Here is an 11,769-nt window from a genome sequence, read left to right on the forward strand (position 1 = left end):
GAAAATCCGTGTTTTCATGTAAAAAAAGCTGCCCCGGGCCCTTACGGCCTGCTGGAGCAGCTCTTTTTCTGTGTTTTCTTAAGTGTGACGAACCAGTGGTTACGTTATTGAGGCAATTCTACCCACGTAAATGGCGTGTCAGCTGCCTTTAATCCGTACTCGATAATCGTGATGACAGCAATAGTTTCCGCTGAGTTGACGGCGGGCTTGCCCGATTCGAAGAAGTTCACCAGATTCTCAATGAACAAGGCGAAGAAATTCGAATTAGCGGTGACCTGGGTGAAGCTCCCGGCGTCATTTTTTATCCCTAAGGTAAACGGGCAGTTCTCCCCAAGATGATTCACGGTGGCTTGACGCCCATCCCCAAAATCGATCAGCAGGGCGGGGGAGTCAGGCGTTCCGATGTACATCACCCTCTTCGGGCTGGCCCCCATCAGGCTAACGATCGGCTCGATCTGATGGATCGAGTAATTGGCGAATCCACCGGGGCCCCAGCTGCTGATGGTTTGGATATCGCTCCGTTCCAGCTCCGTATATTCGCTCGCAAAACGAAGGGCCGACGTTGAATACATCGGCGTTCCGTGCTGTGCCGCCAGATCGAACAGGCGGATAGCCGTGTCCCGGTCAGACGCGAACGTTTTATCAATATAGGTTGGTTTGCCGGATTGCAGCGGAAGCTGGGACAGCTCCTCATGGAATTCCGGGTTATCCGGGGACAGCACGATCAGGTAATCGCTGCGCTCCACCACGTCTTCGATCGTGGGCAGCAGCTCAATTCCATTCTCCTTGCTCCAGGCTTCGTTAGTGAGCCCGTTCTCTTTGTCTCTTTTGCCGTAGGCGTACACGACCTTCATGGCACTTTCCGTAGCCTGTTCAATCCAGCCAGGATATTTATTCGCATGGAATTGGTCCAGATGCAGGTCGATGAATCCGATTTTTTTCATGATAAAAGGTCCTCCCTGGCGTTCAAACTATAGGTTAAAGGCTGTTCTGGGCAACGGGCTGCAGCGAAACCTCTGCGCCTTGGTCGGACGAGTCGTAAATCGCCTGGATGATCTGGGAGGAGAGGATGACCGTATCGATATGCGAAGGCTGCTTCTCCCCGGTTTGAATGCAGCGGATGAATCCGTCGATTTCATTCTGGAACATGCTGCCAAGATTGAATTTCGGCGTGGTTTCGATCAATGCGCCGTCCTCCGTAGTGTAGAAGGTGAAGTCTGAGCCGTACTTCAGCCGGATGCCGCCTTTGTCGCCGAGGAAGTCGATGAACATTTCTTCGGCGCCGATATTTTGCGCCCATGCACCGTTCAGGGAAATGGTCGGGCCTTCGGTGCGGACGAGAGCCGTGACAAAATCATCGACGTCATATGTGCCGTCATATTTCGGTGGACCTGCCCACATGTTGAGGAAGGTGTAATTCTCCATATCTTTGCCCAGCTTGCAGTAGGCCTGCCCGGAGACGGTCTTCGGTTTCGGATCGCCCGTACAGTACATCACGACATCGAGGAAGTGAACGCCCCAATCGATCAGCGCGCCGCCGCCAGCGATGGCCTTGGTCGTGAAGGCGCCGCCGAGTCCCGGGATCGAGCGGTGGGAACGGAAGCTGGCATATACGTGATACAGCTCGCCAAGATCGCCGTTTTGGATCATTTTTCTGATTCTGTTTACGCTTTCATTGTAGCGGTTGACCACCCCGATATTAAGCGTCTTGCCCGTTTCGTGCTGAACCTTCTGCATTTCCAGCGCTTCCGGGTAGGTGCGGGCGGCCGGCTTTTCGCATAATACATGCTTGCCTGCGCGTAAACAATCGATGGCGATGGAGGCATGTACGTCATTCGGCGTACAGATGGATACGGCATCGACCTCAGGATCATTTAGAATTTGTTGGTAATCCTCAATGGCTTGACCGCATTCGTATTTGGCGACGGCGGTTTCGGCCCGGTCCTTGACGATATCGCAAAAGTATTTGATCTCGGCGTCTTCGTTGGCCATATAGGCGGGAATATGGGCACTGTTCGCAATCGTGCCGCAGCCAATCACGGCAATTGTAATTTTGTTCATCGGTTCTCCTCCAAAGTCGTGGATTGATGATGCAGGGATTACATGAGCCTGACACTTGATTCTTCGTTATTGCTTGCCCCGAGTATAGCATGGGAACGATCGCTTCGATTTCACTATCGTGTTTATTTATTGGATTATCGTACCGGGGTGTTAGTCCACCGTTTTAAAAGCATTCTTTTTATAGTATGCGGGAGTCGTCCCCGTATATTTCTTAAAAATGCGGCAGAAGTAGGGAAGCTCGTTAAATCCGACCTTGAAGCACACGTCGGTTACCGTGAGTTCAGGCTCCGTGAGCAGCCGCATGGCCATCCGTATCCGGTAGTTGGCCAAGTATTGGCTGAAGGTCCGGCCTGTAACCTCCTTGAATCGGCGGCAAAAATTAGTCCGGGACATCATCGTCCGGGCACACAGATTCTCCAGCCATAGGGGCTGGTCGTAATGGTCATGAATATACTGGACTGATTCCAGGATGGGCTCCCGGTACTGGTCGCTACCGACGGTGATCGATGTATGCTTCCCTTGCTCGGCATACTCGCGGTTCACGATCGCCAGCAGCTTCAGCAGATTGGCTTTCAGCAAAATATCAAAGAATGGACCCCGGCTTCCGTATTCGGCCAGCATTTCGGTTAGGAGCTCCTTCACGGCGAGGTCGCTGCTGCCGGTCAAGGTAATTTTGAACGGTACGTTATCCTCGGTCGTAACAAAAGACTTGATGAAGGAAAGGTCGAACAGCTGCGCCTCGGTCGGCGTCTCATTCAGTCGTTCATTAATGAAGGCCGGCATGAATTCGCACCCCAGCACCTCCAGCTCTTTGCCCGGTATCATCTCCACGCGATGGACGCTATAGGGAGGAAGCACGAATATGTTGCCTTGGACCATTCGGTATTTTTGACCATAGAGCGTATGGATGAACTCGCCTTTGCTGACATACCAGATCTGCAGATAATCGTGCATATGGTCGGACAAACTCCCGAACTTTTCGGTAATTCGGTACATTTTGCAGGGCAGGCCATTCGTCATTTCCAGCTCCGATGTAAAGTAGGCGATTCCTCTTCGGGTACACTCGGCGATATCCGGTGCCAACCAGTGAATAGCCATGATTCATTACCTCCTCATGCGCGTGTTGATCCTGTTATTAACAGCATAACTGATTAAGGACATGAAGGAAGAGAAAAATTGAAAAAGTTAATCGAATGCAAGACGTTCAGGGAGAGAGACGGGAGGGGACGGTACGGTACGTGGTATTAGGCTAGGCTCATTTCTAAAGATCAAATCCTCTTTCGCGTGCGAAGATCAAGTTTCGTCGTGTTGCAAAGAGCCGAGGCGTCCTGAAACACAGGTGCAACCTCGGCTCTTTTTTGTTACGGGCAAAACTCCTTCAGCATCTGCTCCTTCACTTCATCAATGGGGAAGTGCTGGGGATACGTGGATATCATCAGCATAATCCCCTGCAGAGTAGAAGAAAAGTACAAGGAGCGCTTGTGCGGCTCGGGAACTCCGAGGCTTTCGAATATACGGCATTGAATCTCAAACTGTCGTGCAGCCTCTTCCACAAGACGCCTGCTGTAGGGGAACAACTCTTGATCCGCTTCGGGTTGGGTTTGAAGATGCAAGTAAAACCGGAATACTTCCGGCTGCTGATAGACGTTGTCGATGGCTTGCTCCAGAATAAATTTCAGCTGCTCTGCAGGTGCTTGGAGTGAAGCGGCATTCTCTATGACTTCCGCAACGCCTGCGATTCGCTCCTCAACCATGGCGGCCAGTAGTCCTTCCTTGCCTGAAAAATAGTTATAAAGCAACCCTTTGGATATCCCGGCTTGCTTGGCTACATCACTAATGGAAGTGGCATGGTAGCCCTGATGGATAAACAAATCCATGGCGGCTTCTAAAATTTTGTCTTTTGCTATCTGGCGTATGCGCTCGTTCTCGCTGGGTGTGCGTGGCATGAAATCTTCATTCCTTCACAAATTTAGTGATATGGCGGGATAACTCCTCCGGATGCGTTAATGTGACCATGTGATCCGCTCCCGCGATGGTGGCAAAATCAATGCTCGGAACCCTCCGAAATTGTTCTCCTACCTGCTGGTTATCAGGCAGTTCATGATCTCCTATGATAAACAGCGTTTTGGCCGAGATTTCCTGTAATCGCTCCATCGCCGGCGGCTCCGGCCAAATCGAGTCAAAGGTAGACCAGGTAAACGTACGTTCAAAATGGTGCCGAAGCATATGGATCATAAGCTCCCGCTCGGGACGGTTTCTTGTAATTTCATAAGAGGGCGGCTCTATGCACAGCTCGATCATTTTCTCGATGTCAGGGGCAGCAGCGCTTACCCGGAGCATGTAAGTTTGCATTTCCTCAGAATAAGGAAAACCGGACAGGGCTGGTGCAATGACAATCAGTTCCGATACTCTTTCAGGATAATGGATCGCGAACTCCGTGGCAATCCGGCCGCCCATAGAATGTCCGATAACCGCAGCTTGCGAAATATTCAGATGATCAAGAAGAGACAACAGATCTTCAACATAGTTTGGCGGCTGAACGGGAGAGGGAGATCGTCCGGCTCCGCGGCCGTCAAAGGCAATCACGTAAAAGTTCTCGGATAAGAGAGGGACAAGATAGCCCCAATCCCGCATATCCGCTCCACCGCTGTGAACAAGGACGACAGGCTTACCGTTGCCGTGAACTTCGTAGTGCAGATCCAATTGAAAACCTCCATTCGATTTCCAAGCATTTTGCATGGGTTGATGAGTTCATTTTAATATTGAATGAACGATCGGTCAATGAAAAAGCAAGGTCGAATCTTGAGATGCTTTTCGGAGCTGGGATCGTACGGTGAATTTCGCTGTGAATTAATTCACTAATGTTAATTGTGAATTATGTTACAATCGAAAAAAATAAACTTAGCGGATTAGGAGGAACGGACAATGGCTCGTTATTTTAACGGTAAAGAAGTGGAACTGTTGGCTCCTGCCGGAACATTCGAGATATTCAAAACCGTCATTGACGCAAACTGCGATGCCGTATATTTCGGGGGACCATCCCTAAATATGCGCATGATGCGCAAGGGCTATAACTTAAGTTATGAGGAAGTCAGAGAAGCTGTTCAATTGGCCCATGAGCGCGGTAAACGCGCCTACATTACAGTGAACAACCTGATGGATGAAGAGGACCTGGAGGAAGCGAAACGTTACTTCTCCTTTTTGAACGAGGTTGGCCCGGATGCTATTATTGCGCAGGATCTGGCCGTGTTTCCCCTGATTCAAGAGATGAACTACACGAATATTCCGGTTCACTCCTCGGTCATGATGAACGTGCACAATCTTGAGATGATTGAAGCCGTCAAAGCATTGGGCGTTTCCCGCATCGTGGCTTCCCGCGAGATGGACCTGAAGACGGCGGAGGTGCTGCACGCTAAGAGCGGCATGGAGTTCGAGTACTTCGTGCACGGCGATATGTGCACCGTTCACGGTGCGAACTGCCTGTACAGCTCCATGCTGTTTGGCAACAGCTCCAACCGGGGACGATGCATGAAGCCTTGCCGCTGGGATTATCGGGTGAAAAAAGATGGATACCTCTATCCTACCGAGTACCCGCTTGCTGCAAAAGATATGTATATGTACGAGCATATTCCGGAGCTGGTCAAGTCCGGCATTACCAGCTTCAAAATTGAAGGACGCATGAGAGATACCGAATTTTTGCTGATGGTTGTTAATGCTTACGGAGATGCGATCGATCGTTACATTGCGGATCCGATAGGCTTTAACCGCGAAGCCGGGGCAGATACGCTGCATAAAAACCGGAAACGTGATTTCACGACAGCTTATGCTTTTGGCAAGCCGGGACTGGATTTCATCAATCGCCGTTATGAAGGAACAGGCAAGTTTTACAGTACGGGGAAGGTGTTCAGCACGCCTACCGCGGAACGCGAGATGAAGGAGGAACGGGTGCTTCAGGTGAAGGAATCGCTGCATCAAGCGAAGCGTGAGCAGCCGAGCACGTCGATTCCGCAAATTACGGTGCATGTCAACACGGTAGAGCAGGCCCGTGCGGCAATAGAAGAAGGGGCGAACGTCATCTACCTGACAGGTGACGTGTTCCAACCGGATCTTTCATTCGGCCGTGAAGATATCGAAGCTTTGACAGCGGATAAAGGGAACGCCGAAATTATTCTAGGCATGCCCCGCATGATGAATGAGCTTCATATGGAGCAGTATCATCAATTCCTCAGTGCAGGCAAGGAGCATAACCATTATGGTCTGGATGGCTTGCTTGCATCCAACATCGGTGCCATGCACAAGTTTCAATCCCTAGGGCTACCGATGATTGCCGATTTCAGCTTGAATATATACAACCATATGGCGGCTTCGTTCTATCAGAAGCATTTTGGCATATCCAGAATCAATCCGTCCCTTGAGCTTCAGCTCCATGATTTGACGAAATTGCTGCGTCATCCGGAGATTCCCGTGGAGATCATCGTTCATGGATCGCCCATCGTGATGTATCTGGAGCATGACTTATACACCAATGCGGCAGAGTTTGAGCCCATAGCTGAAGAGGATAACCGGTTCGTGGATAACCGTCATCTCGTACTGCTTACGGATAAAGGGGAGAACCCTGTATACCGGGATGCCTCGGGGCGTAACCACTTGGCACTGTCGAAAGAGCTGTGCAATATGCCGTTCTTGAAGGAGCTGCACGAAGCTGGCGTGAATCATTTCCGCATTGAAGGAAAGACGTATACGACGGAGCAGCTTCGCGGCCTGGTGCGGATATATCGCCAAGCTGCCCTGAATCTGGATTCATGCAGCAGGCTGTATGCAGACATGACACCGATCTATGCCGGTTATACACTGGGTTCGCTCCAATTCGGCCATACCCTGCAGCTTGAGCTGACCGAAGTATGAGATGAGCTCCGAAACGGAGAATGAAGATGAGCCCGCATATGGCTATCATTTTTGATATATTTTCACGGAACATAGGAGAAACGAGATCAATTCAAAGAGGTGAATATCCATGACGCATGCAGATCCGACGTATATCGGTCCCGAAGCTATCGTGGCAAAACGTAGGGAGTATGGCTACCCCTGCACGGCTAATTTCTACAAAGAGCCGCCTCAGATCGTCAGCGGCAAGATGCATAAACTTTACGGCCATGATGGCAAAGCGTATGCCGACTTCTTCACGGGGGTGTCGGTTGTCGCCTGTGGTCACTGTAATGAAGCCATTACTGCAAGAACGATTGAACAGTTGCAGATGCTGCAGCATACGTCAACCATTTACCTTACCCAGCCGATGACGGATCTGGCGGAGCGGTTGGCAAACGGTGTTTTGCCTGGCAACCTAAAGCGAACGTTCTTCGTGAACAGCGGCTCCGAAGCGAATGAAGGCGCCCTGCTTGTCGCGCGTCTGCACACGAAACGTCGCAACTTTCTGGCGCTGGAACACAGCCTTCATGGCCGCACCTTCCTGACCATGAACGTGACCGGCATTCCGATGTGGCGTGCCGATGATTTCCTGGACCAGGAGGTGACTACGTTTATTCCGCGTCCTTATGACCCTGCCATGGATCAGGATGCTGCCGCTCGCCGCTCCCTGGATGCGTTGGCGAGTGTGCTCGCTGCGAAAGGAGACACCTTCGCCGCAATGATCGTAGAGCCGATCCAAGGCAACGGGGGAATGATCGTACCGCCGGATTGGTATTTCCATGAGCTGAAGATGATGCTGGAGGAGCATGGGATTCTTCTGATTGTCGATGAAATCCAGACGGGCTGCGGCCGTACAGGACGCATGTTCGCGATCGAGCATTACGGCATCGTGCCCGACATTCTGACCATGGCGAAGGCACTAGGCAATGGCGTGCCCATCGGCGCTTTCTCCACGACGGATGAGATTGCCGCCAGTCTAAACCGACCATCCGCCTCCACTTTCGGCGGCAACCCGGTGTCATCGGCCACGGCGCTTGCCGTATTGGATTACATCGAGCAGGAAGGTTTGGTCGAACGTTCTCTGCGTGTCGGCGGACGGCTCATCAATGGTCTGAGGGAGCTGCAGGGCCGATACGAGCTGATCGCCGATGTCCGAGGCAAGGGCTTTATGGCCGGGGCCGAAATCCGGGGAGCGACAGACGAGGAAAGCGCAGCATGGACGGATATCATTCTGGAGCGCATGAAGGAAGAAGGATTCATTATCGGCAAAAATGGCATCGGCCGAAACGTGCTGGCGTTCCAGCCGGCCATGATGATTCCGGAGGAAGATATCGTGGCCATGCTCAGCGCCTTGGACGAAGTGCTGGCTGGGTTATCCCAATTCGTAAACGAATGAGGTTGGATCCGGATGCAAATGATCAATAAAGTTGTTCATAAGACCAAAATGTTCGGAGAGCTGGTCATGTTCTCCCACACGCTGTTCTCGCTGCCCTTTGCGATCATTTCCATGATCTGGGCTGCGGGCGGCGTACCGTCATGGCATGTCATGCTGTGGTCGTTGATTGCGCTGGTTGCCGCACGCAATGGGGCCAATGCCTTCAACCGCATCGTCGATATGAAGTTCGACGCCGCGAATCCGCGAACGGCGAACCGCCATATGCCGAGAAAACTTCTGCTGCCTCGTGAAGTGTACGTGTTTGTCAGCGTTAATTTTGCCATCTTCATTCTCGCGTCAGGGATGCTGAACCAGCTCTGCTTGTGGCTCTCACCGGCAGCGATTATACTGATCTGCTCGTACTCGTACACGAAGCGCTTCACCTGGCTGTGCCATCTGTACCTGGGCTTCACGATTGCTTCGGCTCCGATCGGGGCTTGGTTTGCCGTAACGGGGCAATTTGCCTTCATTCCGTTTATCATCGGTACCGTTGTGATGCTGTGGATCGCGGGCTTTGATATCATTTACGCAACACAGGATATCGAATTCGATCGCAGCACCGGCTTGTGGAGCATTCCCCGCACGTTTGGGTTAGAGGGCGGACTGCTTATTTCCAGAATGCTGCACGGGATTATGGTCATCCTGCTGGTTTCCCTTTACTTTATCCAAGGCTTGGGCTGGCTCTACTTGACGGGAATTGCTGTCTCGGTGATACTGCTTGCCGTGGAGCATCGCATCATCAAGCCTTCCAGCCGCAGGCGGATGCATCTGGCATCCTATAACCTGAATCAGGTGATTAGTTTGACGATTCTGCTCTTTACCTTGGCCGACCAATTTTTGCTCGGATAAAAAAACTCCCTTCGACTGCCAGCCCGCATACACGGGCCATATGGCACTCAAAGGGAGTTTGATTTTTATTGACCGGCCTTTAAGATGGCAAAGCCATAGGCGGGCAGCTTCACGGTCAACTGGCCTTGCTTCGCGCTAAGGCCTTCGCCGTTCCACAGGTTCGTCCACTGATGATCCAGCACAGGGACGGTCATTGTGTTGCCCGCCTTGTCGTTGTTGACGGCAATGAGGATCGTTTCGTTGTCGTCCTCGCGCAGGTACGCGATTTTACCGCCGTTCTTCTCGGCCTTCAAGAATTTGAAGGTTCCCGTACGGAGAGCGGAATGCTCTTTGCGGAGCTTAATCAGCGTTTGATAGAAATGGAACAGGTCCTTATCATGCTTGGACTCATCCCATTCCATGCATTTGCGGCAGCCCGGATCGTGCCCGCCGTCCATGCCGATTTCGTCGCCGTAATAGATACAAGGCGTGCCGAAATACGTGAACTGGAACATCGCGGCAAGTTTCATCAAGCGTTTGTCGCCGTTCGCCTGCGTTAACAGTCTTGCAGTGTCATGGCTGTCCAGCAGGTTGAACATCACTTCGCTGGCTTGTCTTGGGTAACCGGCAAGCTGTTTGCCAAGCATGAAAGAGAATTTCTCGGCATCGGCGGTACGATTGATGAAGAAGTCCAGTACGGCATTCGTGAACGGGTAGTTCATGACAGCGTCAAACTGGTCGCCTTCCAGCCAGATGGAGGATTCATGCCACACCTCGCCAAGGATGTAAGCATCCGGGTTGGCTTTTTTCACGACTTGGCGGAATTCGCGCCAGAAGCTGTGCCCTACCTCGTTGGCTACATCCAAGCGCCAACCGTCGATACCCGTTTCCTTGATCCAGTACTCGGCAGCCTTGAGCAAGTAAGCCCGAACTTCCGGGTTCTCTGTGTTCAGCTTCGGCATCAGCGGCTCGAATGCAAAGGTATCGTAAGTTGGGATGCCATCCACCACTTCCAGCGGCAGGGAGCGAACGTAGAACCAATCCTTATATTTGGAGTTCATACCGTTCTTCTGCACGTCAACGAACGGCGCAAACGTTCTGCCGGAATGGTTGAAGACTGCATCCAGCAAGACGCGGATTCCGCGTGCATGGCACAGATCGACGAGTTTCTTCAGCGTGTCCTTGTCGCCGAACTGCGGATCGATTTCCATATAGTCTTCGGTATCGTATTTATGGTTTGTTGTTGCCGTGAACAGCGGAGTGAAATAAATCGCGTTAACGCCGAGCTCGCTTAGATAATCGAGATGGTCGATAACCCCCTGAAGATCACCGCCGAAGAAGTTTTTCGGCGTCGGTTCGGCACTGCCCCAAGGCAAAGCGCCTTCCGGGTCGTTGCTTGTATCCCCATTCGCGAAGCGTTCCGGGAAGATTTGATAGAAGATCGCATCTTTGACCCATGCAGGCGGGTGAAAAACGTCATCCGGATTGATGAACGGGTATTCGAACAGGCGGTCCGGATTGGCCGGCGGCTCCGTCAGGAAGTCATATTCGGTCATCCAGCGTTTCTCGTCGCCCTGCTGGAGCAGGAAGCCGTATTTCAAGCGGCGGTAAGGAGGGGTTGCCTCGCACTCCCAATAATCGAACATTTCATCCGAGGACAGCTTGGTCATCGGAATGTATTCCATCGTCTGATCCCACAGGTACTTGTCGCCTGCGAGGGCGTACACTTCGGTAATGTCGTCTTTTTTGGTGCGGATTCTGAGATGGATGGTCGTACCGTTATAGGCATAGGACCAGTTTTTACGCGGACGGTGATAGATGGCTTCCAAGAACATCGATAATTCCTCCTTAAGTAAGTGAAATTAAAAAAAGGCACAGCCAGGACTATGAATAGCCGAGGTTGTACCTTTGTTAAGATAACATTGCCTTTAAATTATGAGGTTTGGATCTGGATGACTATGAATTCATTCGTTATTTAAAAATATACCATGCGCTCTTGGCGTATACAAGCCCTATATCGAAGTTGCTAATGCTATGCAGCAGCGAGCAGCAGGATGCAGATTTTCAAGCGGGAGTTCTGCCGGCGGGGGCAGGTCGTAAGGAAAGAGCGGATGTTTGTTGTATAATATAGGGACAAGGATAAGCCTGACAGTGCAGATACATATTATAGGAGGACAGTCACATGCAATACGACGATCAGATGAAAAACCGGATCAAGCGGATTGAAGGACAGCTTCGCGGCATCTTGAAGATGATGGAGGAGAACAAGGACTGCAGGGAGGTCATCACGCAATTATCCGCTTCGCGTACGGCAATCGACCGGACCATTGGCGTTGTTGTCAGCTCCAACCTGGTGGATTGTGTACGGCAGGCAGAAGCGAACGGTGAGGATACGGAGAAGCTTGTGCAGGATGCCGTTAATCTGCTCGTGAAGAGCAGGTAAACGTTTGAATAGCAGGCAGGGTGAAGGTCTGGATGAACCGCTCCCCTCAGGTATCCGACTCATGATGGAACCACTT

At 51.6% G+C, this 11,769-nt stretch carries 10 protein-coding genes; 4 read left to right on the top strand and 6 right to left on the bottom strand.

The window, feature by feature from the left end; genetic code table 11:
- Window positions 1-104: 104 nt before the first annotated feature.
- The 5 genes from MHH48_RS03285 to MHH48_RS03305 form a co-directional block, all read right to left on the bottom strand.
- A complete protein-coding gene (locus tag MHH48_RS03285) occupies window positions 105-944 on the bottom strand; it encodes a hypothetical protein (protein ID WP_076322285.1) in 840 nt (279 codons plus the stop codon).
- Window positions 945-978: 34 nt separating this feature from the next.
- Window positions 979-2,061 (bottom strand): Gfo/Idh/MocA family oxidoreductase, encoded by a 1,083-nt coding sequence (locus MHH48_RS03290; protein ID WP_076322284.1) that lies wholly within the window; start codon window positions 2,059-2,061, stop codon window positions 979-981.
- Between the two features lie 150 nt (window positions 2,062-2,211).
- Entirely contained in the window at window positions 2,212-3,159 is a 948-nt protein-coding gene (locus tag MHH48_RS03295) for an AraC family transcriptional regulator (RefSeq protein WP_076322283.1), read from the bottom strand.
- Between the two features lie 263 nt (window positions 3,160-3,422).
- Window positions 3,423-4,007, bottom strand: a complete 585-nt coding sequence (locus MHH48_RS03300; RefSeq protein WP_076322282.1) for a TetR/AcrR family transcriptional regulator — start codon at window positions 4,005-4,007, stop codon at window positions 3,423-3,425.
- Between the two features lie 7 nt (window positions 4,008-4,014).
- The gene (locus MHH48_RS03305; RefSeq protein ID WP_076322281.1) at window positions 4,015-4,764 is read right to left on the bottom strand and encodes an alpha/beta hydrolase; all 750 of its coding nucleotides are present in this window, start codon (window positions 4,762-4,764) and stop codon (window positions 4,015-4,017) included.
- Window positions 4,765-4,986: 222 nt separating this feature from the next.
- Between MHH48_RS03305 and MHH48_RS03310 the strand changes: the two genes are divergently transcribed.
- The 3 genes from MHH48_RS03310 (at window position 4,987) to MHH48_RS03320 (ending at window position 9,271) form a co-directional block, all read left to right on the top strand.
- Window positions 4,987-6,966, top strand: coding sequence for a U32 family peptidase (locus MHH48_RS03310; protein ID WP_076322280.1), 1,980 nt, complete (start codon window positions 4,987-4,989; stop codon window positions 6,964-6,966).
- 109 nt (window positions 6,967-7,075) lie between these two features.
- Window positions 7,076-8,383, top strand: a complete 1,308-nt coding sequence (locus tag MHH48_RS03315; protein ID WP_076322279.1) for an aspartate aminotransferase family protein — start codon at window positions 7,076-7,078, stop codon at window positions 8,381-8,383.
- Window positions 8,384-8,395: 12 nt separating this feature from the next.
- Window positions 8,396-9,271, top strand: a complete 876-nt coding sequence (locus MHH48_RS03320; protein ID WP_076322278.1) for a UbiA-like polyprenyltransferase — start codon at window positions 8,396-8,398, stop codon at window positions 9,269-9,271.
- Window positions 9,272-9,336: 65 nt separating this feature from the next.
- On the opposite strand, the gene MHH48_RS03325 is transcribed toward MHH48_RS03320, so the two are convergent.
- Window positions 9,337-11,085: an alpha-glycosidase gene (locus MHH48_RS03325; RefSeq protein ID WP_076322277.1), complete on the bottom strand. Its 1,749-nt coding sequence runs from the start codon at window positions 11,083-11,085 to the stop codon at window positions 9,337-9,339.
- Between the two features lie 347 nt (window positions 11,086-11,432).
- On the opposite strand from MHH48_RS03325, the gene MHH48_RS03330 reads away from it, so the two are divergent.
- Complete coding sequence (locus tag MHH48_RS03330) at window positions 11,433-11,693, top strand: metal-sensitive transcriptional regulator (RefSeq protein ID WP_076322276.1); 261 nt, start codon at window positions 11,433-11,435, stop codon at window positions 11,691-11,693.
- The last annotated feature ends 76 nt before the right edge of the window (window positions 11,694-11,769 follow it).

Origin of the sequence: Paenibacillus sp. FSL F4-0100 (assembly GCF_037993005.1) — a bacterium.
GTDB lineage: Bacteria > Bacillota > Bacilli > Paenibacillales > Paenibacillaceae > Paenibacillus_AQ.

What these genes read in the sequence shown, in the direction of transcription:
- MHH48_RS03285 (WP_076322285.1), bottom strand. Translation starts at nt 944, where the DNA reads ATGAAAAAAATCGGATTCATCGACCTGCATCTGGACCAATTCCATGCG.
- MHH48_RS03320 (WP_076322278.1), top strand. Translation starts at nt 8,396, where the DNA reads ATGCAAATGATCAATAAAGTTGTTCATAAGACCAAAATGTTCGGAGAG.
- MHH48_RS03295 (WP_076322283.1), bottom strand. Translation starts at nt 3,159, where the DNA reads ATGGCTATTCACTGGTTGGCACCGGATATCGCCGAGTGTACCCGAAGA.
- MHH48_RS03315 (WP_076322279.1), top strand. Translation starts at nt 7,076, where the DNA reads ATGACGCATGCAGATCCGACGTATATCGGTCCCGAAGCTATCGTGGCA.
- MHH48_RS03290 (WP_076322284.1), bottom strand. Translation starts at nt 2,061, where the DNA reads ATGAACAAAATTACAATTGCCGTGATTGGCTGCGGCACGATTGCGAAC.
- MHH48_RS03310 (WP_076322280.1), top strand. Translation starts at nt 4,987, where the DNA reads ATGGCTCGTTATTTTAACGGTAAAGAAGTGGAACTGTTGGCTCCTGCC.
- MHH48_RS03325 (WP_076322277.1), bottom strand. Translation starts at nt 11,085, where the DNA reads ATGTTCTTGGAAGCCATCTATCACCGTCCGCGTAAAAACTGGTCCTAT.
- MHH48_RS03330 (WP_076322276.1), top strand. Translation starts at nt 11,433, where the DNA reads ATGCAATACGACGATCAGATGAAAAACCGGATCAAGCGGATTGAAGGA.
- MHH48_RS03300 (WP_076322282.1), bottom strand. Translation starts at nt 4,007, where the DNA reads ATGCCACGCACACCCAGCGAGAACGAGCGCATACGCCAGATAGCAAAA.